This is a genomic window from Rhizobium sp. 01L419 (genome assembly GCF_056400025.1).
The window spans coordinates 281942-303103 of sequence record NZ_JBFTSM010000007.1 but is presented as its reverse complement, the minus strand read 5'-3'; the positions used below and the strand labels follow the sequence as shown (position 1 = coordinate 303103).

Genomic DNA, 21162 nt, shown 5'->3' with positions numbered 1-21162 from the left:
GGCGTGAAGTCGGGCGTTAAGTACACCAGTGGGGGTTATCTTGGACTCCACAACAGCCATCCGAAAGTCCCTTCCACCCACATCCGCGACTCCTGCTAGACATCTGCCACCAACCAAAAGGAGCCCGCATGCGCCTCCCCATCTTTATCCTCGGCCTTACCTTCTCGGCACTGATCGTCTCTCCTGTGTTCGCAGCCACTTACAAAACCCCCAAGGCGCTCCTCCAAGCCCTCTACACCTTCAACACCGACACCGCCTCCGACGACGCCCCCTCGCCCTATTCAACCTTCTTCTCCGACCACCTGAACGAGATGCTCCAGACTGACATCGACAACACCCCTGACGGCGATGTCGGAGCGATCGATTTCGATCCCGTCATTGCCGGGCAGGACGGCGAGGCGAGCAATCTCCGGATCGGCCAGCCGATCCTGCTGGATGACCGCGCCGAACTTGAGGTGCAGTTCCGCAACGGCGAAGAGGTCACGCTCTACTACACGCTGGTGAAGGAGCATGGCGGCTGGAAGGTGGAGGATATTGCCAACCAGCAGGGCGAAGAGCCGTGGAGCCTCAGTGCGCTGCTGGGCGACGCGCAATAGGCGGCCCTGAGCGCTTGGCATGTCATTGCCACCGAACCAGCCTTCGGACAACGCCGGCCCCCTCTGAAACGGGCCGGGTTTATTAGCGCCCGGTCATTGCAATGGCCGGCCCGCGCCCCATATCCAACCGTGGCGGCATATGGAATAAAGCCGCCTTTTGCATCGGTTTCCCGATGCCCTCAAGGGAAGACGCGCTGTCTTCCGACACTCTGCAAAACAGCTTTTTCGCAGCGATCCTGAGCAGCATGGCCGCGCCCGCAAGGGCTGGCAAAGAGCAATGTCTCTCATACGCCCAGACATTTAAGAGACCGTGCTGAAAAAGACCTCTGACGCATTCGATGATGAGCCGTGCATATCCCGCCTGCATCAGGCGTGGCCGCTTATGCGTCCTTGGCAGGAGCCGGAGGCACCAATTTCTGGAGAAACTGCGATGTCCCTGATTTTCCCCAATAGAAGCCGCAGCTTCGACGAGGGCCGCGATGGGGTTCGTTTCTCCGGCTATGACGGCATGTTCGAGGTGCGGTTTCTGATCGAGGCGAGCGCGCTGCGCTCCATCGCGCAGACGGGCCACTCGGAAGCCGAATGCCTGAGCGCCTTCGATGCGGCGCGCCCCTCCATTCTGGAGGCGGCATCCGGTGTCTACGGCCGCGGTGGCAAGGACATGTATACGCTGACGGAGAAGGATATCCGTCGCTAAAGCATATCGCGCAATAGTGCGCAGCGGTTTGCGACAACGACATGCGCGAGACAAGGACGTAAAGCGTGGCAGGCGAATCCTGGAGATCGCGACACGCTTCAGTTTCACGCCCGGGATGAACCGGCACGGAGATGAGACATGTCAGTCAACAGAAAACATCTGAGCGTGGTGGACAAGCGCCCGCGTGCTCACCCGGAAGACGCCGATCTCGAAACGGCTGTCTACGATGCGCTTGCCCATACGGGCGATCTCGACCCCAGCTATATTTTCGTGACGGCACACGGCAGCGACGTCACGCTCGCGGGCTGGGTTCACGTCAGCGAGGAAATCTCGCTCGCCGAGCAGGTGACCCTGCGGACACGCGGCGTGCGCAGCGTTCACAACGAGCTGTCGCGGGATCTTTAGCGCACCCATTCGTCTCGGCGCGGCTGCGCGCCGACCTCCGGCAAAGCTCGAACGCAGGCCGGAGGCGAGGAGCCCGGCCCCAGCGCCGGGTTCCGCGTTGCCGGGCGCGAGCCGCCCGCAAGCCGAAGCCGGTTCCTCCCACACATGACCGATTCGCGATCGGCCCCAAACGACCGATGGATAAGCTATGCGCCAGAAAATCGACACGATCACCAGACAGGCCCCTTCCGCCACAGGCCGGCACGCCACCGCCAATGAAAACCGCCCTGCCCAAAACCCCTCCGCCAGAGAGATGATCGCCGAAGCCGAATCCGCCCGCGCTACGGTGGATGCGGCCCGCGATGAGGCGGCTGTGGGGGAAGAGGCCGGCGAAGGCGAAGCGGGCGACAAGACGCCAACCGGCGATCCGCTTCCGACAATGGAAGAGCTGGAACTGGCCCGGGACGATCACAGCAGGAAGATCGTCGGAAGAGAGGCGGATGGGGAGGATTGAGCTGTACAGGCGCGGCGGATTCGTTGCGCAAGGCAGGCTCGGAAAGCCGAACATGCGCGCCAGCATCGCCAAGCGGCTGCATTTTCTGTAGCGTGAATCGATGGAAACGCCACCGACCGGACTCGGACAACAAGCAATGCCAGAACTGCGCATCAACCCCTTCCCCTCGCCCGATGAATTCGCCGCTCTCTGGGCCGCCGCCTGGGATGGCGCGCAGGCGCCGGATTTTACCGGCATCCTGCCGCGCAGCCTTGCCCATGTCGGCGCCTATGACGAGAACAGGCTGATCGGCTTCGTCAATGTCGCCTGGGATGGCGGCATTCATGCCTTTATCCTCGATACCTGTGTCCATCCGGATCTGCGCCGGCAGGGCATTGCCACACAGCTGGTGATGGAGGCGACGCGGATCGCGCGGGAGCGCGGGGCGGAATGGCTGCATGTCGATTACGAGCCGCATCTTCAGGGCTTTTACCGCGCCTGCGGCTTCAGGCCGACCGAGGCCGGGCTGATACAGCTCGACTAGACGGGGAGACCCTACGACAGAAGCGGGCGATAGCCGCCGCCGGGTTCGCGCCGGGTCAGGAAGAAATGCAGGAGGTTGGCATAGCCGCGGGCATCGTCGATGGCGCGGTGCGTGTGCTCGATATTGCCGAGCCATTCGCGCGGATAATGGGCGATATCGCATTCCCAAGGGCTGCGGCCCGTCGCACCCGCCACCAGCGACAGGATGCAGAGCGGCGGATGGCGGAACAGGCGGTCGGCGATCCACGGCCCTTCGAACAGCGGCCGGCCGGTGAAGCGCTTCAGGTAGTGGTCGAGCCAGGGGCCGTCGAGCGCGACCGGATGCGCAGCGAAGATCGGCTCGGCGCGCAAGGATTTCACCCAGGCGATGAAGCGGGAGATGACCTCGGCTGCGGGCTCGGCATTGTCAGTCGCGGCGGCAAAGGCTTGCGGATGCGCCTGCCAGAAAGCCATGGTCACAGGGTCGCGCCCGGCTCCCTCGAGCGGCTGCAGCACGGCTTCGAATTCGCCGACGATCCGGCCGGTCTCGGAGAGGGCAACGGAGGCGAAGGAGAGCATCGAATGGGTGCCCGGTATGGGGCCGTCGAATTCGCAATCGGTGACGATGTAGATATGCGGCACGCGCGATGTGCTCCCAGGTCTGCTTTGGTCTTGGAGTGAGCATAGCCGGATATTTGGCTATTGCCATGGGGGCGTCCCACGATAGTCCGTCGCCGTCGCCTCTCTCCCCGAAAAGCCAATCCGGGAGCGAAAGTGCCACCCAGCCCACAAAAAATGCCCGGCCACATCATGACCGGGCATCCTTCGACCCACGCTGCGATCAATTGTTATGTGAGGCGCAGGCTTCGTCCATCGGGGTGGCGTTGCTGGTGCCGCCCTGCGTCTGCAGCTTGCCGGAGCCGGTGCCTGAGCTGCTGGCGTGGTCAGGGCAGTCGGGCTTTTTCATCTTCATCGCGCCGCCCGTCGTGCTGCCGGTCGTGGTCTTGTCCATCGTGGCAGGCTTCTTCTTCATATCGGTGCCGGCGCCGCCGCCGGAATCGGTGGTGTTCTTATCCATGGTGGCGCCAGTTGGAGCCGGGTTGGACTGGGCGAAGGCTGATGTGGCCATGCCGAGGGCGAGCAGCGAGGCTGCGACAATTCTCATGCGCATTGGCATTCTCCTAGGTGGATCAGTTGGTTGACCCATATGGAACCGCTGGTGATGGCGATTGTTCCCCGGCGATGTCCACAGTTTTCTCCTGCGCAATTCCTGGACGAGCTGGGCTGCAGGTTTCAATCAAGCTACATTAGCCAGATCGCATGCGCCGGAGGACGGATATTTCCCGAATACCTCATCGAAATGGCTGAAGCGACACGGTCGGAGGAGACGAAGGCCGCATAAGGAGGCAGGCGGAAACGAGCCGCCACGCCCATCATCTGATCTCAAGCCCGGAAAACCCCACCGGGCTTTTTTCTCGCGCCGTCGTACCGGGCATTGGCGGCAATCCAGAGACGCGGGCCGTAGTGGTGGCGAGCAAGGCGGATTGACGGGAAAAAGGCCGGCTGCCGGCCCCTATTTCCCGAGATAGGTCTGCAGGAAGTCATGAACGGTGGCGATCGACTGCTCTGCCGCAGCGGCATTATATTCCTCCACATGCCCGAACACCGTCTTCGGTTTCGTCATCGCCTCATCATCGAAATCGTGGCGCGCGCCCGGATAAACATGAAGTTCGATCGGCGGCCCCTTCCCGCTGAGATTGGCGATCCGCCTGCGGCATTTTTCGGCCGGGCTCCAGTCATCGAGTTCGCCGACCATGATCAGCGTCGGTACGGTCGCATCGCTCTCATGCACGGCACAGACGGGATAATAGGCAACCGCCGCCTTGAACTTTTCATCCATCAGCTGCTCGTTCCCGTCGATCTTCGTCGCCTCCAGCGTCGCAATCCCGCCGGCCGAAAAGCCCATCAGCGCCACGCGGCTGGCATCGATGAAGCCCTGTTTCGACAGGAAATCCAGACCGCCATAGGCATCGAAGACGCGATCGGGAAGATAGGTCTTGCAGGTATTCTCAATGTTGCGGGTGGTGAAACTATCGACGACCAGCACGGCATAACCCCAGGAGGCCAGCTGCTCCGGCCAGGCATCCTTCACGTGAGACCGGATACCGCCGCATCCATGCATCAGCACAACAGCCGGAAACCGCCCGTCACCCTGCGGGCGGGTCAGATAACCGATCAATGGAGTCGCCTGCAGTGATGGCAGCGCCTCGCCCTGTTCCTTCGCCTTGCGCTCCAGAAACGGGCTTGGCTTCACGACGGCGCTGTCGAAGTGAACCAGCTCGTCGGCATAAGCCTGCGGCATGAAGTTCAGGGAGACGACGAGGCGGAAGAAGAGCCGCGCGATTTTCACTGAATGACCTCTTGGCGGATGGATGGCACGACGTTGACACCTTCACCACGCAATTTGGGTGAAGCGACGATCAAGGCAATGCGGCGGAGAGGCGCATGTTCCGGCGACCGCTGCTGGTATGGAGCGGTCTCACGGTGGGTGACAGCGATTGCGGTTCAAACAGGCCGATCACCGAGAAGATCACAGAGGTCGAGCGAGATCCCGCATGGCGGCGGCCGTCAGCGTTTCCATACGCTCCCTGAGCGCCTTCTCATCCACATCCTTGCCGGCGGCGCGGATATCCGCAACCATCTTGGCGATCACGCCTTCATCATCGGCGCCGGTCAGCCTGAGATCAATGATCTCGCCGATATAGGCCTCGCTGTCTGCGCCCGTCATGCCGCAGACCCAGCGGGCGAGCAGTCGGTCGCTGCGCGATCGCACCTTGAAAGCCATGTCGGAATCCAGGAAATACATCTGCTCCAGCGCCTTCTCGCGATCTTCGAATACGGTCATGAGGAAAGCTCCCCCGTCGCATTCGTGGTCTCCAGCAGCTGGTGGAGAAGTGCGGGCTCGATCCTCACGATCCTGCGCAAGCGGCTGCCTTCCGCAATCGAGGGCAGATGAATGAAGGTTCCGACGCGTCGCTAGGCGATGCGCGAAAGACCCTCGATCGGCTCCTCATCCTGCACGATCTTGTAGTCGCCGGCCGGATGGATCTCACCAACGAGATCGGGCAGCGTGAAGGAGGCGGAGAAATGGACGATGGTGTTGGTTGTGCGTGTTGACGATGCGTAGGCTGACATGGCGACAGGCTCCAGGTGAAGGCCTCTGACCGCAGCCCGGTGAAAAGCCTCATCGGGCTACGGCATCGGTCTGGCAATCGAAATTCGGAAGCGTGACTGTCTTCAAGTCTCTGACACACCGGCGAGAACCATACGGCCAAACGACGACCGGATATCATTGCGCTCCAATTGAGTCGCGATTAGGACGAAAATATAAAACAGCAGTTTTATCGAGTTTGTACACTTAAACCCAAAGAATTTTTTAAATATAATTGAACAATTACAACAGAAATATCAAATAAAATAATAAACAAAACGCAGATTTTTTATTGTGTTATTATTTAAGCACGCGAAATCGCGTACTTTTTTAAAAGATTGGAATTCGTGATGCAAAATATAACATGGCTTCGCCCCGGCCTGTGGGGCGCCGTGTGCGGCGCGGCCGCATTGGCGATTGTGGGTTTCAGTTGGGGAGGCTGGGTGACCAGCGGCAGCGCCCAGAAAGCCGCCGGTATCGAGCGCACCTCGGCGATCGCCGCCGCGCTGACACCCTACTGCCTCGACCGCGCCAAGAGCGATCCGGCCTCGGCGCAGATCATGGCCGAGCTGAACTCGGCCGGCACCTATGGACGCAGTGACATCATCAAGAAGGCCGGCTGGGCTACGCCGCTCGGCACCACCGAACCGAACGCGGACCTTGCGCAGGCCTGCCAGATAGCTCTTGGTAAGCCGAGCTGAGCGTTTCGCCCCCGCAAAAACGAGGCCGGCGAGAAATCCCCGGCCGCTTGCCCCACCGACCGCTCACCCAGGCCACCCGCTCGCCAATCCTTCCCGGAGGATGATCATGCACAGACAGAAATTCGCCTGCGCCATGAGCGCAACGATCTCTGGCTGCGATCAGGCGCCATGACCGTCAATCCCCGTCCGGCAGCGGCAGACCGCTGAAACCATGGGAATACCCGCCTTCGATAGCGATACGGCACTCCATGCAGCGCCAGCGCAGGACCGATGAAGGGTGGCGGCTTCAAGACACGAACAGGAGGCATGCAACATGCCTGGAAACACACCCGACAAACCCGCCTCTCATAGGGATGGAAGGCATCACAACGCCAATGCGAAGCGCCCGGCAAGGAGCCCCTCGGCCGTGGAACTGATCGCCCAGGCCACCGCTGCCCGCGCCACCCTGAACGGCCACCAGCCCGGACCGTCAGACAAGGCTCCGGCCGGCAATGATCTTCCGACAATCAAAGAACTCGAGGAAGCGCGCGACGACCACAAAAAGAAGATCGCCACCGAGAGAGAAGCCGACGGGAGAGCACGCGAAGCCCACAAGAAAGCCCGCGCGGCTGATGGGAAAGACCAAAAATCCAAAGAAGAAACCGAGGCGCGAGCAATCCGCGCCCGGTGGAGGCCCGCGGCATGAACGGCAGGCTCAGCGCTGCAGCCGGATCGCCGCCTGGATCAGATCCTGATGGAAGCGATGGTTGCGCAGATCCCCAGTCATCGTGACCAGCCTTTCCCGCGCCAGCCCCGCCGGCTCTCCCCGCGTAAGCATCCCGTCGATCAGGATCTCCTGCGCCGAAATCATCTGCCGGTCGGCAACCACTTGCCGGCGCGCAACGTCCAGATCCTTCAGGGAATAGGTCATGGACAATCATATCACATGCCGGACATGCTGTACGGAAATCCGTTGGGCTCACGCCCCTGCCATCCGGGTGGCTACAGCATCGGCCTGAAAATCGGAACCATGCGCGCGAGCAAGGCCGGATGATCTCCTGCGGCGATGGTTCCCCTACTCCGCAGCCTCCCCGCGCTGCGGCTCCACCACCTCCACCTCCACCTTTTCCAGCGGTGCCAGAACCTCCACCTCATACGAGTAGCCCTCGAGCATCGTATAGGTATGCTCGATCGTCTGGATCTGCTTCTCCGTCTTGCGGATGGCGTCGGCGATGGCTTCGCTGCGGGCGCGCAGCATGGAGCCGAGCACGTCGGTTTCCGGGCGGCGGCCGAGGCGGTCTATGTGTTTGCGCACGCGTGCGCGGTGGCGTTCGAGCTCCAGGATGTGGAAGCGGCTCTTGACGATATCGTCCGACAGCTTGCGGCGCATGGCGGCCACGGGATCGAAGCTGCCGGGTTCGCGCTCGTCGAGGATCACCTCGTTGACCAGCGATTCCAGCATCAGCACGCCTTCGAGATCCCTCGGGTCGGCAAGCTGCGGATCGTAGCCCGTATCGTCATAGACGCGCCGGCGCACGGGATCCTGCAGCAGTTCGTAGGCGATCTGCAGCCGGTTGAAATGATCGGAGTCGCCGCCGGCATCCGGATGCGCGCCCTTGGCCGCCTTGCGCCAGGCAAGCCTGATCGCCTCGCCATCGGCTTCGCGCTCCAGTCCAAGCATGGCATAAGGATCGATCACGCCGGCACTTCCTTCATTCACTGCTTCGTCCCTCCGAGACCTAACCGCAGGCTGGCGCCGCATCAAGCCCCGAAACACCCTGCCATAATTGCGGCAGCTCGGGACGAAATTGTGGAACGCGGCTGATTTTCCCACAGGCAAGGGGTTAACGGGGCGCAATTTCTGCCGCGCTGGTCGGCGGGAGAGTGGAGGATGGGGCCAAAGCCAGGCAAAAGAGCAAACGGGCAGCCCCTGCGGGCCACCCGTCGTCCTGAGCCGTTCTCGATCAGTTGCCTGGCTTGTTCCTGATCGCCGCGTCTATCTGCTTCTTCACGGCATCCAGGTTGAAGGAGGCCGGATCCTGCATTGGCGGGTAGTCGACCGCCGTAAGCGCGAGTTTGGCGACTTCCTGCTGAACACTCACAAAGCGCCAGAACTCACGAGCAAAGAAGTCGTTCATGTAGCCTCCACCCAGGTCATTGAGGCTTTGTTCGCCAATCGACGGTGTTCGCTCGAAGGGATCCTGACGGATATTGACCATGGTGGGCATATCAGTCGTTACCTTTCCGCCGGGCCAACCCTGCGGCTGTTGAAAGAACTGAAACTTGAAATTGTCGAGGCGTACGGCCCCCAGAGCAGGGCCGCCGAAGTAGAAGAATTCATGACGTGCGGACGGCGCATTGCCCTCCAGCAGGTCCATCTGGTTGTAGCCATCGAGGTGGTTCTTGTAGGTCACATCACCCAGCTTCACGCCCTTGAGCAACTGGTCGGTGATGTTGGGATTACCAGCCGCCGCCACCAGCGTGGGGAACCAGTCCAGGGCGGAGAAAATACCGTTCTCGACCGTGCCCGGCTTGACCTTGCCCGGCCAGCGGATGATTGCGGGTGCGCGGAAGCCGCCCTCCATCACGGTACCCTTGGTGCCCTTGAACGGGGTCATGCCGCCGTCAGGCCAGGTAAAGACTTCTGCGCCATTGTCGGTCGTGAAGACGACGATGGTGTTGTCAGTCTCGTCGGCGTCCTCCACGCATTTCAGGATGGCACCGACGCTGTCGTCCAATTGTGCCACGCCCGCTTCTTCGAGACCATAATTGGTCTGGCTGTTCATCAAAGCCTGGTATTTGGGAGACAGGAACGTCCAGACGTGCATGCGCGTCGTGTTGTGCCAGACAAAGAACGGCTTTCCTTCGGTCCTGGCCTTGTCCATGAAGTCGCAGGAAGCCTTGACCAGCACTTCGTCGAACGTACCCATGTCGTACTTGGCCTTGGGTGTTATGTCATGCATGTTCGGCACGTTGGACATATCGGGGTACGGCGCCAGCGGGCCTTCGTCGATGATCCGCTGCTTGCCGATCTTGCCCCAGCGCGGCTGCTGGGTCGCGTCATCAGTATCAGTGGCAAAGCTGTGCACCAGATTGCGCGGCCCGACCTTGTCACGGTAGGACTGGTCATCCGGGAACGAATACCAGTAGGGGTCCGACATCGCATCGAGGTGGTACAGGTACCCGAAGAACTCATCGAAGCCATGGAGAGTCGGCAGGAACTTGTTCAGATCGCCGAGGTGGTTCTTGCCAAACTGGCCCGTGGCGTAGCCCTCGGTCTTGAGGACGGCGGCGATGGTTGCTGCCTTGTCCGGCATGCCCACATCCGCGCCCGCCTGACCCACAGTCGTCAGGCCGGTGCGCAAGGGGATTTCACCGGTGATGAAACTCGCCCGGCCGGCCGTGCAGCTCGCCTCGGCATAATAGTCGGTGAACATCATGCCCTCGGACGCCAGCTTGTCGAGGTTCGGCGTCTTCCCGGACATGATGCCCCGGTGATAGGCACCGAGGTTGAACCAACCGACATCGTCGCCCATGATGACAAGGATGTTGGGTTTTGACTGCGGCTGCTGCGCGACTGCCGGTGCACCCAGCGCGGTCGCGCATGCGGAAGCCAGCAGACCAAAGCAAAGGTTTCGCATGGTACTCATGGTGTATCCTCCGTTGAGTTTGCTCGTCGCTCGGCCTTGTTGGCACTGCTTTCTAGAGTAGAAGGATGCCCATCCTCTCGGCCGAAGACGATCTGATGTCGTGACAGTTCGCGGCATGGCGTTGCAGGAGATCGGGTATGTTGGCTACAGGAATGCCGCACTGATTGCTCGCCATAGGGTGGCGACAGGCGTACCCGCTATCGAAGCGTCGATGGCCAGCAATGAAATATTTGCCCCGGCGTCTGCCTGGATGTGAGCAGTCGCCTTGGCGGATAATCGCACATCTTCGCCTTCGCCGCCAGATTGAAGGCTCTCGTCGCCACGCTCCGGTGGAATAGGCCCGGTGCATGACACCGACCGCAATGCCGAACCCACATGATGATGACCGGTTTGGCGCAAAGCGGTGGCTCGAACCGCTGTAAAGCGGCTGTTGGCACTTGCTACGTCATACCGCCTTTCTCACCCCCTTTGTCCGCACGCCGATAAAAGGAATCCCGAGAGAACCGGAAGCCCATCAGCCGCAAGATGCAACTCGCCCCCTTCAGGTTGCAAATCTCACACCATCCCGCAATGGCACAGCCATGCAAGCCTCTGCTAATCTTCCGCCAACCATTTGAATCATCATCAATTCTCGCAACCGCGAAAGCCATGCCATAATATTGCCGCTTGCTTTTTGCCCGAAATGCTGGCACGAACTGCGACACTCGGGCATTTCGCATGCCGGTGACTGGACTGAAGTGGTAATGCCCTTTCGGAGCGCCAATTCCGGTGGGGCGGCATGGGTGACACCCATGCGCGTAGATGTTCTTTCCCCGTACGTGACGTCTCGACTGACCCTTCGCGTCCGGCTTCCAGAGGCCGAAACGCGAAAGCTAAAGCCGTCCGCCTCCCCTCCGCCGGGGGTGCGGATAAACTAACTACCAATGGGAAAAGGACTATCCCCTATGGCCACCAAGGGCACCGTAAAATTCTTCAACCAGGACAAGGGTTTTGGTTTCATCACGCCGGAAGGCGGCGCGAAGGACGTTTTCGTCCACATCTCCGCTCTCCAGGCTTCTGGCATCCAGTCGCTCCGCGAAGGCCAGGAAGTTTCCTTCGACACCGAGCCGGATCGCATGGGCAAGGGCCCGAAGGCTGTCAACATCCAGGCCTTCTGATCTGATTCAGGTCTCTCTGCTTCGGCAGGCGACGGCGCTCCGCAAGGGGCGCCGTTTTTGTTTTGGGGGCGCGAGAAGACCCCTCCACAACCCATCCCCACAGGTGGGAGGGGCTTAACCTGCCGCGCCGTCTCTGCCCCATCGGTGACCACGGAGAGTGCCGCAAGCTCAACGCTAAGTCCCTCCCGCTTGTGAGGGTCCCAAGGACGGGTCGAGACCCGTGGCTCGACCCCGGCATCCGACAGGAGGGGTTGGAGAGGGGATTTTGCCGCATCTTCCACATCCGCGTGACATGCGCTTGAAGCCATCGGGCAGATGATGCAGTCTGACCGCCTCACTTGGAAGACGACCCGGCTGAGGATGACCCCATGCCCAGCGATGCCAGTCTGACGAACATGCCGGCCTGCACGGTCGTCGATCTCCTGAACCGCGGAGATGTGTCGCCGCTCGATTGTCTCGACGCGCTGGAGGCGCGCATCGGCGCTGTCGATGCTGCGGTCAACGCGCTGCCGACCCTCTGTTTCGATCGCGCCCGTACCCATGCCCGCCGGCTGATGCAGCAGCCTCCCGGCAGCCGCGGCCGTCTGGCGGGATTGCCGGTGCCGATCAAGGACCTGACGGATGTCGCCGGCGTGCGCACCACCTATGGCTCGACCGTCTTTGCCGATCACGTTCCCGAAAAATCCGACATCATGGTGGAGGCGATAGAGGCTGAGGGCGGTGTCATCTACGCCAAATCCAACACGCCGGAATTCGGCGCCGGCGGCAATACGTTCAACGAGGTCTTCGGCGCGACCTTAAACCCCTGGAATACCGGGCTTTCCGCCGCGGGTTCCTCCGGCGGTGCAGCCGTTGCCCTTGCAACCGGCATGGCCTGGCTGGCGCAGGGCTCCGATCTCGGCGGCAGCCTGCGCAATCCCGCAAGCTTCTGCGGCGTGGTGGGGCTGAGGCCGAGCCCCGGCCGCGTGGCCTGCAATCCGGACTCGAAGATCGATCGACTGGTCGGCGTCAAGGGCCCGATGGGCCGCAGCGTCGAAGATACGGCCCTGCTGCTCGACGCGATGACCGGCGAAAACCCGGCAGATCCGATTTCCCTGCCGAGGGGCGAGGATTTCCTGGCGGCGGCGCGCTCCGGCTGGCGGCCGGCCCGCGTGGCCTTTTCCGCCGATCTCGGCATCACCCCTGTCGATCCCGAGGTGGCCGCGATCTGCCGCGCGGCGGCTGCCCGTTTCAGCGAGATGGGCGTCATCGTCGAGGAGGCTCACCCGGACCTCTCCGAAGCGCATGACACATTCCAGGTTCTGCGCGGCATGACCTTTGCTTCTAGCTACGCAGGGCTTCTCGACGGCAACAGGGACAAGATGAAGCCGGAGGTGGTCTGGAATATCGAAAGGGGCCTCAGCTATACGATGGCGGATGTCGTGCGGGCGGAAAACAACCGCGCTGCGATGTTCCGGCGCATGAACCTGTTCTTCGATACCTACGATCTCCTTCTCTGCCCGGCCACCATTGTCGCCGCCTATCCGGTCGGCCAGAGATATGTCGGCGAATGTGCCGGCCATACGTTCTCAAACTATGTCGAATGGCTGGCGATCGCCTACGCAATTTCCCTGACGACCGCCCCGGCCCTCAGTCTGCCCTGCGGCTTCACTGCCGATGGTCGCCCCGTCGGCCTGCAGATCGTCGGCCGGCCCCGCGGCGAGGCACGCGTGCTGGCTGGCGCCCGCGCCCTGGAGCTGATTCTCGATCTGCGGCCCGCAACGCCGATAGACCCGCGCACCCCAGCCTGACGATACTGGGACCGACACCCCTCAAAGCCGCCTGCCCTATCCCGCCGCATGATCGCGCGAAAACTCCCGCGCCGCCATCAGCACCGGCATCAGCGCCCGTCCCGCCTCCGTCAGCCGATACTCGACGCGCGGCGGCTGCTCGCCGAAATCCGTCCGCGCGACAAGCCGGTCCAGCTCCAGCTCCCGCAGGTGCTGCGTCAGCATCTTCTGCGAAATGCCCGGCATGTCGCGCTTCAATTGCAGGGTGCGCATCGAAGGCTCGGCGAAGAGGCGAAACAGGATCGGCAGCTTCCAGCGCCCGCTGATCATCCGCAGTACCCGCGTCACATGTGCGACCGAGCCTTCAGGCCCGAGGCAGGCGGCGCGGTCTTCCCGTTCTACAGGCACTTCTAAGTGCGTAATTGTATCGAGCATCGTCCTGTTCTTCTGTGCTTCCATCCACTCCAAGATAGGAAGACCGCAATGGATTTGAAACTCGACGGCAAGACGGCGCTCGTCACCGGCAGCAGCAAGGGCATCGGCGAAGCGATCGCCAGAGGGCTCGCCCGCGAACAGGCCACCGTCATCGTCCACGGCCGCAACAGGGCCGAAACGGAGCGCGTGGCCCACGAGATCATTGCCGAAGGCGGCCGCGCCCATGCGGTAACAGGCGATCTCACCGTCGATGACGAGGTGGAGCGCCTGATCGGCGAAGCGCAGGCGCTTGCCTGCCGGATCGACATCGTCGTCAACAATGCCGGCGGCTCGGGCGAGCCGGAGGACTGGACGAACAGCCGGCCCGCCTCCTGGGCGTCGGCCTACGACCGCAATGTTCTCGCCGCCGTCCGGGTCACCACAAGGCTGCTGCCTGGCATGCGGCAGGCCCGCTTCGGCCGCGTCGTCAACATCTCCAGCCTCGCCGGCCTGATGCCGCCTGCGGGCCGCCCGGATTACTCCGCCTGCAAGGCGGCGATGAACGCCATGACCTCTTCCATGGCCAAGGCGGTGGCGGCCGAGGGCGTGACCGTCAATACGATATCGCCGGGCACGATCCGCAGCGGCCGGCTGGACGCCCGCTTCCGCGAGGTCGCGGCTGAGCGCGGCATGGCCGAGGATACGGCGTGGGAGGCGGTGGAACGGGCGGTGCTACCGCTTTTCGCCGAGGTGCCGCTTGGGAGGGTGGGCACGCTGGAGGAGATCGCCGACGCCGTTGCTTTCCTGGTCAGTCCGCGCGCCGGCTATATTACGGGGGTGAATCTGCGGGTCGATGGCGGGATGTTGCCGGCGATTTATTGATCGCAGGAGGTTGCGCTTGGTCCAGTAGCCGGAGGAAAACGTGTGTCTCGATCATCAACCTGGATCAATCTGTCAGGGATCATTCCGGTCTGTACCATCGCCAAAAACCCCTCCCCAACCCCTCCCCACAGCTGGGAGGGGCTAACTTGAGGCGCCGCCTCGCTCCCTCCGTTACGTTGAAGATGTGAAAAGCCGGTGCGGCAGGTTAAGGGGGTTGGGGCGGGGTCTTCTGTCCGGCCTCTTCATCAACTGACCTGTGAGGGTCAGAGAGATTGGACCACCTTCGCATTCATTCCCCACCAAGATAGGTCCCGATATACTCCCCGCGCTTCCAGACCTCGGCGCGCAGCCGGGCCTCGGCACCCCTGGATGTCACCGGCCACAGATATAGCATCCTGTCGGCAATCTCTTCGCCCGGCTGCAGGATCGCCTCGATGGCAGCGGCCTCTTCCGCTATACCACCATAATCGGGCATCGCCAGCAGTTGCCGGTCTGCCACCCCTGCCGCTTCATGCAGCTTGCGCCCGAGCGCAATAAGCACCGCATCATCATCCTCGGCCGGCTTTTGCTCCATTGTGGCGCCACCCGCCTCGATCTCCGAAAGCAACAACTCGATACTGCGCCCGAGATCGTCACCAGCCGTCAGCCTCGTCCGCCATGCCTCGACCGCCTGCCTGCACCGCGCACGCTCCCGGCCGATCGCAGCAGCGAGGCCGAAGCCGCCCGAAAGCTGCGCGGCCCGTACCGAATGTATCAGGTCGTCGGGAATATCCTTCAAGAAAGCCACCCGTCGCGCGCCGGAATGGCTGCCGTTTCTGCCGGCCGGAAGAGTGTCACCGCACGGTGAGAAATATCTGCAGACACACCCGGTAACGCTGCAATCCGCCAGGATGGCGCGCCGTATGCCAGTGCCTTGATGAAGGTGATGTCGCTCGCTTTGAGCGGGCACGCATGCATGCAAAACTCTCCAGTTGGATATCGCTGCCGTCATAGGGTTGTACCCGGCAACGGCGACAACAAGCAAGGAAATTATTCCTAATTATATACTTGACGTACCACGGCCTTGTTGATATCAATGATCGCAAGGAGATAGCCGATGTTCGACCTCACAAACGAAATCTACACCGACGCCGAAAAGGCCCGCGAGCATCTTGAAGCCATCCATTGGCCGAACGGCCCGATCTGCCCTCATTGCGGCAACTGCGATACCACCCGCATTACCAAGCTGACTGGCAAGTCCACCCGCCCTGGTGTCTACAAGTGCAACGATTGCCGCGATCCCTTCACCGTGACTGTTGGAACCGTCTTCGAGCGATCCAAGATCGCCCTGAATAAATGGGTTCTTGCCGCTCACCTTATGGCCGCCTCGAAGAAGGGCATGAGCGCCCACCAGCTTCACCGTATGCTTGGCGTTACCTACAAGACCGCTTGGTTCATGGCCCATCGCATCCGCGAAGCTATGAAGGAAGACGTAAAATCCGCTGGCCCCATTGGCGGCGCTGGCAAAACCGTAGAAGCCGACGAGACCTACATCGGCAAGCGCGAGACACCCCGTAAGCTCGCTCGTGGCCGCATTGCCAAGCCTACCAAGAGCGGCAAGGCTGGCGGCGCACAGAAGCGTATCGTTGTTGGTCTGGTGGAGCGTGGCGGCATGTCACGCATGTTCCACCTGAACGACGCCACCAAGGAAACCGTGCGCGAAGTCCTCGTGCGCAACGTGTCCCGCGATAGCAACCTCTACACCGATGAAAGCCGCCTCTACATCGAGACCGGCAAGGAATTCTCCACGCACAAGACGACGAAGCATTCGGCCAAGGAATACGTTCGCTATGAAGGCGATCTCGTCATTCACTCCAATACGATTGAAGGCGTCTTCTCAGTCTTCAAGCGCGGCATGATCGGCGTCTACCAGCATTGCGGCGAAGCTCATCTTCACCGTTACCTTGCCGAGTTTGATTTCAGGTATAACCGCCGCGCCGCCCTCAAGATCTCGGATGCAGAACGCGCCGAAGACATTCTTCGTCAGGCTCGCGACAAGCGCCTTACTTATCGGCGGGTTGGTGAAGCCAGTTACGCCTAAGCAAAAGGCGCGACGATTCCTGTGGAGGCGCAAGCTTAAGCAGCGGGATTGACCGAAGTTCTTCTTGCGCGACTCAGATACTTGGGAAAGCGTAAAAGGCGGACGTCTGAACCACGTCCGCCTTTTGTCAACCAAGCCAAAGGACGGCTCGGCATGAACACGTTTCAGACTTTGAATCCTCCCGGAAGAGTCGTCAAGCCGTCCTTGGCATTTTCCAAGGACATACCGCATGCAAACATTCTGGCTTACATTCCGTCTTAAAGAGAATGGCACTTACACGCAAAGATACGACAACCTAATAGAAACTGTTCGCACGTCAGCGAGCAGTTGGTGGGTTGAACCATCCTCGTTCCTTGTTTTCTCCTCATCAGAAACAATCGACACGATTGCGTCTCGCGTGAAGAAAGCCATCGATACCACAGCCGATCTGGTTGTTATCGGTATGCCTGACTACAAGTCAGCCCGTCTCATCGGAAACAACGAAGACCCGGACATCTTCGATTTAGTACCCTTTATGAAAAGGGCCTGACGCACCTCGACTGGAATACGTAGCTGACGTGCGAACCAAAGAACGAGATTAACTCTTATCGTCAGCATCGCGACCATCCTTATCCTTCCCAGGCTTCGGCTTGGGAGGGGCTTTCGGATCTGGGGGCGACTTGAGCATACGCTTCAAAATGTCGTCGCCTTTCTTCTCGGCACTCATTTCAGGTTCTTTCGCCATGGCTGACAAGCTACCATTCCTCTCTGATGAGTTCCATTTCGCGATTGCTAGCGTCGCCGCTCGGTCTGCGCAGATGGAGCATCATATTGAACTGGCAATTGCCCAACTCCTTCAGGGGAAGGACAACACCGCTCGGTTCATACTAAAAAATCTCGGGCAAGATCGCATCGTTAAATTCTATCAAGCCCTCTTGCTTGACGAATTCCCAGAAGACAAGGAGGCAATCGATGCGCTTATCAGCCTCGTTGAAGACCTTAGAAGGGAGCGAAACGAAATCCTTCATTGGCTTTGGGGGAAAACTGATGACGAAACCACAGCCGTTAACGCTACACTTCGCCCATTTAGGGACGAAAAAAGGAAATACAGAACAGCGGCCGACATAGGCCTCATTGCTGGCGGCATGCTGTCATCTGTTCGATACATGACTCGATGGATGGAGCTTTATAGTCAGAAGCGCACGAAATCATGGCTTCAAAGACTCGCTTTGCCAGTTCCCCCAAATAGTTTGGCTTCTGCATTAGAGAAGGATCGGCAAGAAAGCGAGCCCCAGCCCCAGCAAGATTCATCTCAGCAGTAATCTCATTAGCCGGCCTGTCACGCATAGGAATCATCCCATTTCAATGTTAGTACGTCAAGTATATAATTAGGCAATTATTCCTATCTTCGATCACGATCCATATCAGACGAAACTTTTCAGGGACCCGGAACGCTCGAAAACAAACAAAGATAGGTTTATGTTCCGCCCACTCAGGCCGCCTCGCCGTGGCGCTCGATGAGCTCGGACCATTCCATGGCCGCGTGACGGCCGGGCACGGTCTTGTCGTCCTCGATGACGGCGGCGACGCGCCGGAAGAGCTCGTCGGCAAAGGGCGCCGGCCGGCCGAATTCGGCATTGCCGGCTTGGCGCAGCGTGGTGCCCCCGGCAAGATGGATGGCCTCGACACTGAACCCCTCGTGATCGCCCGAGAGCTCGGCGGAACCGTACAGCAGCAGGCCATTGTCGTTCCGGCCGAGGACAGGGATGGTGAGCTCGTCGAAATCGAACTGCAGACTGAAGGCGTTCATCGGCCGATGACCTCCTGATGGAGGTGCGCTTCACGGATGAGCTGGGCCTCATAGCGGCCGGCCAGGCAGAGCACGAAGCCGGCGGCAAGGACGAGGCCGGCAAGCGGCTGGAGCATGCCGATGGCATGAAGACGGCGGGCGGCCTGTGTCGATAAAGGCGCTTTGCCCCCTGCTCCCAAATATCCGGATATCATACGGCAGCTCCTGCATCGGCTTTGATTTCAGCGATGCGGAAGGATGCGATGCCAATGGTTGAGCGACGGAATGGCCGGGACCGGCCCGCCGCTGCCTCTATGCTGCCAGCGAGCGTATATCCTTGGCCACGTCGGCGAGATCATTGTCGAGCTGGTGATCGCGCCCCGGCAGCGAGCAGACGACCGCATCCGGGATCGCCATGGCGTAAAGCTCGATATGCGCAAAGGGCACCGTGTCGTCGTCGCTGCCGTGATAGATGAGCACGGGCATCCCCTCCGGCAGGCTTTCGGAAAAATCGCTGCCCCCGGCGATCTCATCGCTCTCCCATCCGCCGGCACCCATGAAGGGCGGCGCGATCAGGATGACGGCGCCGGGCTCGAAGGCCGGCCACGCTTCGGCAAGCGTGTGGAGAAGCACCGTGCCGCCGAAGGAATGGCCGATCAGGATGGCGCCGTCTTCGAGGGTTTGGAACTCGGTGATAACAGCGGCTTTCCACGCCTGATAATGCGGATCGGCCTCGTCGGGCATGCGCGGGTAACGGATGGTGTAGGCATCGCCGAGTTCGCGGGCGAGGCTGTCTACCAGCTTGTTGTCCCACTCGTCGTGGGTCGTCTCGCCGGCGCCCTGAATGAAGAGGATCTGTGTTGGCATGGATGGTATCCCGGTTGTGACCATCAGGGAGATGGGTCGTTGCGGGAACAGGGCAAGGGTCTTGAGCCGTCCTTCGGACTCCCACAAGGAGGGAGATCGACGAGTGCGGAATTCGACAACCAGATGCCACCAACCTTGGTGGCGGCGTTCAGGGCAGCTTTGCGCTAGACCCGGACAAGCGCGTAGAAATCGCGGGTCTCACCTTCCCGACACTATCGCCTTCCACCGATGCGGCGCATATCCACAACGCGGCCATCACGCTGCCGTATGGAAATCTCGAACCGGCTGTTGCCTCTCTGGGCCCGATAAACGAAGAAACGACCACGGCAGTCGATCCGCCTGACGTCCCTGAAACCGCGGCTACGGAGCAGCCTCTCGCCCTGACTACAGGTAATCCCTCTGCCGCTGTTGAGATTGCTGCCGACGCTGATGGAGATCTGGGCCTGCGCGCTTGCTTCAGTCGGCATGGATATTGTTGGGACTGACAGGCCGATAGCCAGCGCTAGTGACAGAAACAACGATGATCTGGACAAGGCATCCTCCCTTTGGATAACGGGCTCCGAACACGCCGTACTCGTTTGTCTGCAGAATTATACAACCTTGGGAATAGGAGCGATAGGGGCGCGTCAGTACGACGCCGTCTCCGCTGCCCGTTCAGCTAACCAGAGGGATATTGAGGACCGGCAAGGACGGCTCGAGACCCGTGGCTCGCCCCCGGAGTCCGGCAGGACAGAGGGGTGACCCACGGGACACCTCCCCTACTCATCCACACACCCTCACCTCGCTGCATCACCCCGCAGCAACCACCTTCCCTCGCCTCAGCAGCACCGCAACCACAAACCCGCAAACCGCCGTCACCCCGCCAACCAGAAACACGCTTCCGTATCCCGCCCGGTCGGCGAGCACGCCCGCCAGCGGCCCGGTCAGCCCGTAAGCCAGATCCTGGAAGGCCGAGAAGCCGCCAAGCGCCGTGCCGCGCAGATGCGGTGCCACGAGATGCACGACTTCGCGCCCCATGGCGGGAAAGATCATCGAGCAGCCGAGGCCGGTCATGAAGGCGCCGATCAGGGCGACGGCGGGATCGGCGGCACTCCAGATCAGCAACTGGCCGATGGCTTCGACTGCGAGCGAGACGACAGCGACCGTGAGCCCGCCGTAGCGATCCGGCAGGTGGCCGAAGACGAGGCGCACCAGCACGAAGCCGCAGCCGAAGGCGGTCAGTCCGAGGCCCGCATGATCCCAGCCGAGATCGCGGAAATAGAGGGTGAAGAAGGAGCCGATCGCCGCAAAACCCATGCCCTGCAGGCAGACGATCAGCCCGTGCACCCAGATGCGACCGATGACGGCGGCAAGCGGCGGGCGCTCCCTGCCCGGATGGGCGGCAACGGCGGGCACGCTGCGGATCGCGGCAAGCCCGAGCAGGGGCAGCATGGCGCTGACGGCCATCGTGCCGGCAAAGCCGATGTTATCGAGCAGCAGCAGTCCAACAGGCCCGCCAAGCCCAAGCGCGCCGTAGATCGCCGCGCCAACCAGCGCCAGCACCCGGCCGGAGCGCGCCGGCCCGACAAGCCCGATGCCCCAGGCAATGACGCCGACGGCGACAAGGCTTTCGCCGAGCCCGATCAACAGCCGCCCGGCAATGAGGATGGCGAAGGCCGCAGCCGGCGCCTGCAGCGAGAGCCCGGCGGCGAGCGAAATCAGCGCCCCCGCCACATAGAAGACCAGGCCGCGCTGCACGGCGAGCTTGGCGCCCCTGCCATCGGCAAGCCCGCCGGCATAGCCGCGGGTGAGGATGGTGGCGAGGAAAGCGATGCCGACGCCAAGGCCCGCCCAGCCATTGCCGAGGCCAAGCGTGCCGGTCACGAACACGGGTACGACCGGAAGGGCGATCGCAACGCAGAGATAGGAGACGAAAAGGATCGCGGTCAGCACGTAAAGCCGTGCCTGCTCGCGATCATCAGTAAGACGGAAAGCCATGAAAACCTCCTGGCT

The 21162-nt window shown here is 61.3% G+C and carries 28 protein-coding genes; 13 read left to right on the top strand and 15 right to left on the bottom strand.

All coding sequences use genetic code 11. The features are described 5' to 3' along the window. Positions 1-128 precede the first annotated feature (128 nt). The 5 genes from AC1DUP_RS16610 (at position 129) to AC1DUP_RS16590 (ending at position 2714) form a co-directional block, all read left to right on the top strand. The gene (locus AC1DUP_RS16610) at positions 129-596 is read left to right on the top strand and encodes a DUF3828 domain-containing protein (protein ID WP_477833223.1); all 468 of its coding nucleotides are present in this window, start codon (positions 129-131) and stop codon (positions 594-596) included. Between the two features lie 430 nt (positions 597-1026). After that, positions 1027-1293 carry a DUF1488 family protein gene (locus tag AC1DUP_RS16605; protein ID WP_113301398.1) on the top strand — a complete coding sequence of 89 codons (267 nt, stop codon included), beginning with the start codon at positions 1027-1029 and terminating at the stop codon, positions 1291-1293. 138 nt (positions 1294-1431) lie between these two features. Next, on the top strand, positions 1432-1698 hold the full coding sequence (locus AC1DUP_RS16600) for a BON domain-containing protein (protein WP_113301399.1): 267 nt from the start codon (positions 1432-1434) through the stop codon (positions 1696-1698). A gap of 187 nt (positions 1699-1885) precedes the next feature. Continuing rightward, positions 1886-2191, top strand: a complete 306-nt coding sequence (locus AC1DUP_RS16595; RefSeq protein WP_477833222.1) for a hypothetical protein — start codon at positions 1886-1888, stop codon at positions 2189-2191. Positions 2192-2327: 136 nt separating this feature from the next. Beyond that, positions 2328-2714 carry a GNAT family N-acetyltransferase gene (locus AC1DUP_RS16590; protein ID WP_477833221.1) on the top strand — a complete coding sequence of 129 codons (387 nt, stop codon included), beginning with the start codon at positions 2328-2330 and terminating at the stop codon, positions 2712-2714. A gap of 11 nt (positions 2715-2725) precedes the next feature. Here the strand turns inward: AC1DUP_RS16590 and AC1DUP_RS16585 are convergent, their stop codons facing one another. The 5 genes from AC1DUP_RS16585 to AC1DUP_RS16565 form a co-directional block, all read right to left on the bottom strand. Beyond that, a complete protein-coding gene (locus tag AC1DUP_RS16585; protein ID WP_113309827.1) occupies positions 2726-3334 on the bottom strand; it encodes an exonuclease domain-containing protein in 609 nt (202 codons plus the stop codon). Between the two features lie 199 nt (positions 3335-3533). Further along, entirely contained in the window at positions 3534-3863 is a 330-nt protein-coding gene (locus AC1DUP_RS16580; protein ID WP_477833220.1) for a hypothetical protein, read from the bottom strand. 402 nt (positions 3864-4265) lie between these two features. Continuing rightward, positions 4266-5102 carry a dienelactone hydrolase family protein gene (locus tag AC1DUP_RS16575; protein WP_477833219.1) on the bottom strand — a complete coding sequence of 279 codons (837 nt, stop codon included), beginning with the start codon at positions 5100-5102 and terminating at the stop codon, positions 4266-4268. A 180-nt stretch (positions 5103-5282) separates the two neighbouring features. Then, on the bottom strand, positions 5283-5597 hold the full coding sequence (locus tag AC1DUP_RS16570) for a DUF1476 domain-containing protein (RefSeq protein WP_115034821.1): 315 nt from the start codon (positions 5595-5597) through the stop codon (positions 5283-5285). Between the two features lie 131 nt (positions 5598-5728). Then, on the bottom strand, positions 5729-5887 hold the full coding sequence (locus tag AC1DUP_RS16565) for a hypothetical protein (protein WP_477833218.1): 159 nt from the start codon (positions 5885-5887) through the stop codon (positions 5729-5731). 366 nt (positions 5888-6253) lie between these two features. On the opposite strand from AC1DUP_RS16565, the gene AC1DUP_RS16560 reads away from it, so the two are divergent. Together AC1DUP_RS16560 and AC1DUP_RS16555 are read left to right on the top strand one after the other, a co-directional pair. Beyond that, positions 6254-6604 (top strand): hypothetical protein, encoded by a 351-nt coding sequence (locus AC1DUP_RS16560; protein ID WP_113309823.1) that lies wholly within the window; start codon positions 6254-6256, stop codon positions 6602-6604. 406 nt (positions 6605-7010) lie between these two features. After that, entirely contained in the window at positions 7011-7289 is a 279-nt protein-coding gene (locus AC1DUP_RS16555; RefSeq protein ID WP_477823016.1) for a hypothetical protein, read from the top strand. Positions 7290-7298: 9 nt separating this feature from the next. On the opposite strand, the gene AC1DUP_RS16550 is transcribed toward AC1DUP_RS16555, so the two are convergent. From AC1DUP_RS16550 to AC1DUP_RS16540, 3 genes are all read right to left on the bottom strand, one after another. Next, positions 7299-7514, bottom strand: a complete 216-nt coding sequence (locus AC1DUP_RS16550) for a hypothetical protein (protein ID WP_113309822.1) — start codon at positions 7512-7514, stop codon at positions 7299-7301. Between the two features lie 144 nt (positions 7515-7658). Further along, the gene (locus AC1DUP_RS16545; protein ID WP_115036467.1) at positions 7659-8264 is read right to left on the bottom strand and encodes a DnaJ domain-containing protein; all 606 of its coding nucleotides are present in this window, start codon (positions 8262-8264) and stop codon (positions 7659-7661) included. Positions 8265-8547: 283 nt separating this feature from the next. Further along, a complete protein-coding gene (locus AC1DUP_RS16540; protein WP_477833217.1) occupies positions 8548-10233 on the bottom strand; it encodes an arylsulfatase in 1686 nt (561 codons plus the stop codon). 944 nt (positions 10234-11177) lie between these two features. Between AC1DUP_RS16540 and AC1DUP_RS16535 the strand changes: the two genes are divergently transcribed. Beyond that, a complete protein-coding gene (locus tag AC1DUP_RS16535) occupies positions 11178-11390 on the top strand; it encodes a cold-shock protein (RefSeq protein WP_113301405.1) in 213 nt (70 codons plus the stop codon). Between the two features lie 368 nt (positions 11391-11758). Further along, positions 11759-13180 (top strand): amidase, encoded by a 1422-nt coding sequence (locus AC1DUP_RS16530; protein WP_477833216.1) that lies wholly within the window; start codon positions 11759-11761, stop codon positions 13178-13180. 36 nt (positions 13181-13216) lie between these two features. Here AC1DUP_RS16530 and AC1DUP_RS16525 read toward each other — a convergent pair whose 3' ends face one another. Further along, the gene (locus AC1DUP_RS16525; RefSeq protein ID WP_477833215.1) at positions 13217-13594 is read right to left on the bottom strand and encodes a winged helix-turn-helix transcriptional regulator; all 378 of its coding nucleotides are present in this window, start codon (positions 13592-13594) and stop codon (positions 13217-13219) included. A gap of 48 nt (positions 13595-13642) precedes the next feature. Between AC1DUP_RS16525 and AC1DUP_RS16520 the strand changes: the two genes are divergently transcribed. Continuing rightward, positions 13643-14455 (top strand): SDR family NAD(P)-dependent oxidoreductase, encoded by an 813-nt coding sequence (locus AC1DUP_RS16520; protein WP_477833214.1) that lies wholly within the window; start codon positions 13643-13645, stop codon positions 14453-14455. A 289-nt stretch (positions 14456-14744) separates the two neighbouring features. Here the strand turns inward: AC1DUP_RS16520 and AC1DUP_RS16515 are convergent, their stop codons facing one another. Continuing rightward, positions 14745-15233 (bottom strand): hypothetical protein, encoded by a 489-nt coding sequence (locus AC1DUP_RS16515; RefSeq protein WP_477833213.1) that lies wholly within the window; start codon positions 15231-15233, stop codon positions 14745-14747. Then, positions 15230-15412: a hypothetical protein gene (locus tag AC1DUP_RS16510; RefSeq protein ID WP_477833212.1), complete on the bottom strand. Its 183-nt coding sequence runs from the start codon at positions 15410-15412 to the stop codon at positions 15230-15232. Before AC1DUP_RS16510 ends, AC1DUP_RS16515 begins: the two co-directional genes overlap by 4 nt. 139 nt (positions 15413-15551) lie before the next feature. Here AC1DUP_RS16510 and AC1DUP_RS16505 point away from each other — a divergent pair, with 139 nt between their 5' ends. The 3 genes from AC1DUP_RS16505 (at position 15552) to AC1DUP_RS16495 (ending at position 17836) form a co-directional block, all read left to right on the top strand. Next, entirely contained in the window at positions 15552-16535 is a 984-nt protein-coding gene (locus tag AC1DUP_RS16505; protein ID WP_477833211.1) for an IS1595 family transposase, read from the top strand. Between the two features lie 229 nt (positions 16536-16764). Then, positions 16765-17064 carry a hypothetical protein gene (locus tag AC1DUP_RS16500; RefSeq protein ID WP_477833210.1) on the top strand — a complete coding sequence of 100 codons (300 nt, stop codon included), beginning with the start codon at positions 16765-16767 and terminating at the stop codon, positions 17062-17064. Between the two features lie 130 nt (positions 17065-17194). After that, positions 17195-17836 carry a hypothetical protein gene (locus tag AC1DUP_RS16495; RefSeq protein ID WP_477833209.1) on the top strand — a complete coding sequence of 214 codons (642 nt, stop codon included), beginning with the start codon at positions 17195-17197 and terminating at the stop codon, positions 17834-17836. Positions 17837-18006: 170 nt separating this feature from the next. Here the strand turns inward: AC1DUP_RS16495 and AC1DUP_RS16490 are convergent, their stop codons facing one another. The 4 genes from AC1DUP_RS16490 to AC1DUP_RS16475 all read right to left on the bottom strand — a co-directional run bounded on the left by AC1DUP_RS16490 (position 18007) and on the right by AC1DUP_RS16475 (position 21147). Then, the gene (locus AC1DUP_RS16490) at positions 18007-18324 is read right to left on the bottom strand and encodes a hypothetical protein (RefSeq protein ID WP_477833208.1); all 318 of its coding nucleotides are present in this window, start codon (positions 18322-18324) and stop codon (positions 18007-18009) included. Then, complete coding sequence (locus AC1DUP_RS16485; protein ID WP_477833207.1) at positions 18321-18518, bottom strand: hypothetical protein; 198 nt, start codon at positions 18516-18518, stop codon at positions 18321-18323. Before AC1DUP_RS16485 ends, AC1DUP_RS16490 begins: the two co-directional genes overlap by 4 nt. A 97-nt stretch (positions 18519-18615) precedes the next feature. After that, positions 18616-19170: an alpha/beta fold hydrolase gene (locus AC1DUP_RS16480; protein ID WP_477833206.1), complete on the bottom strand. Its 555-nt coding sequence runs from the start codon at positions 19168-19170 to the stop codon at positions 18616-18618. Positions 19171-19959: 789 nt separating this feature from the next. Beyond that, positions 19960-21147, bottom strand: a complete 1188-nt coding sequence (locus AC1DUP_RS16475) for an arabinose transporter (protein WP_477833205.1) — start codon at positions 21145-21147, stop codon at positions 19960-19962. Between the last annotated feature and the right edge of the window lie 15 nt (positions 21148-21162).

Excerpts from the sequence above, each read along its gene's own strand:
- AC1DUP_RS16550 (WP_113309822.1), bottom strand. The coding sequence starts at position 7,514 with ATGACCTATTCCCTGAAGGATCTGGACGTTGCGCGCCGGCAAGTGGTT.
- AC1DUP_RS16560 (WP_113309823.1), top strand. The coding sequence starts at position 6,254 with ATGCAAAATATAACATGGCTTCGCCCCGGCCTGTGGGGCGCCGTGTGC.
- AC1DUP_RS16505 (WP_477833211.1), top strand. The coding sequence starts at position 15,552 with ATGTTCGACCTCACAAACGAAATCTACACCGACGCCGAAAAGGCCCGC.
- AC1DUP_RS16485 (WP_477833207.1), bottom strand. The coding sequence starts at position 18,518 with ATGATATCCGGATATTTGGGAGCAGGGGGCAAAGCGCCTTTATCGACA.
- AC1DUP_RS16595 (WP_477833222.1), top strand. The coding sequence starts at position 1,886 with ATGCGCCAGAAAATCGACACGATCACCAGACAGGCCCCTTCCGCCACA.
- AC1DUP_RS16580 (WP_477833220.1), bottom strand. The coding sequence starts at position 3,863 with ATGCGCATGAGAATTGTCGCAGCCTCGCTGCTCGCCCTCGGCATGGCC.
- AC1DUP_RS16520 (WP_477833214.1), top strand. The coding sequence starts at position 13,643 with ATGGATTTGAAACTCGACGGCAAGACGGCGCTCGTCACCGGCAGCAGC.
- AC1DUP_RS16545 (WP_115036467.1), bottom strand. The coding sequence starts at position 8,264 with ATGCTTGGACTGGAGCGCGAAGCCGATGGCGAGGCGATCAGGCTTGCC.
- AC1DUP_RS16480 (WP_477833206.1), bottom strand. The coding sequence starts at position 19,170 with ATGCCAACACAGATCCTCTTCATTCAGGGCGCCGGCGAGACGACCCAC.
- AC1DUP_RS16590 (WP_477833221.1), top strand. The coding sequence starts at position 2,328 with ATGCCAGAACTGCGCATCAACCCCTTCCCCTCGCCCGATGAATTCGCC.
- AC1DUP_RS16565 (WP_477833218.1), bottom strand. The coding sequence starts at position 5,887 with ATGTCAGCCTACGCATCGTCAACACGCACAACCAACACCATCGTCCAT.
- AC1DUP_RS16525 (WP_477833215.1), bottom strand. The coding sequence starts at position 13,594 with ATGCTCGATACAATTACGCACTTAGAAGTGCCTGTAGAACGGGAAGAC.
- AC1DUP_RS16475 (WP_477833205.1), bottom strand. The coding sequence starts at position 21,147 with ATGGCTTTCCGTCTTACTGATGATCGCGAGCAGGCACGGCTTTACGTG.
- AC1DUP_RS16605 (WP_113301398.1), top strand. The coding sequence starts at position 1,027 with ATGTCCCTGATTTTCCCCAATAGAAGCCGCAGCTTCGACGAGGGCCGC.
- AC1DUP_RS16500 (WP_477833210.1), top strand. The coding sequence starts at position 16,765 with ATGCAAACATTCTGGCTTACATTCCGTCTTAAAGAGAATGGCACTTAC.
- AC1DUP_RS16535 (WP_113301405.1), top strand. The coding sequence starts at position 11,178 with ATGGCCACCAAGGGCACCGTAAAATTCTTCAACCAGGACAAGGGTTTT.
- AC1DUP_RS16540 (WP_477833217.1), bottom strand. The coding sequence starts at position 10,233 with ATGAGTACCATGCGAAACCTTTGCTTTGGTCTGCTGGCTTCCGCATGC.
- AC1DUP_RS16530 (WP_477833216.1), top strand. The coding sequence starts at position 11,759 with ATGCCCAGCGATGCCAGTCTGACGAACATGCCGGCCTGCACGGTCGTC.
- AC1DUP_RS16600 (WP_113301399.1), top strand. The coding sequence starts at position 1,432 with ATGTCAGTCAACAGAAAACATCTGAGCGTGGTGGACAAGCGCCCGCGT.
- AC1DUP_RS16510 (WP_477833212.1), bottom strand. The coding sequence starts at position 15,412 with ATGCATGCGTGCCCGCTCAAAGCGAGCGACATCACCTTCATCAAGGCA.
- AC1DUP_RS16610 (WP_477833223.1), top strand. The coding sequence starts at position 129 with ATGCGCCTCCCCATCTTTATCCTCGGCCTTACCTTCTCGGCACTGATC.
- AC1DUP_RS16570 (WP_115034821.1), bottom strand. The coding sequence starts at position 5,597 with ATGACCGTATTCGAAGATCGCGAGAAGGCGCTGGAGCAGATGTATTTC.
- AC1DUP_RS16490 (WP_477833208.1), bottom strand. The coding sequence starts at position 18,324 with ATGAACGCCTTCAGTCTGCAGTTCGATTTCGACGAGCTCACCATCCCT.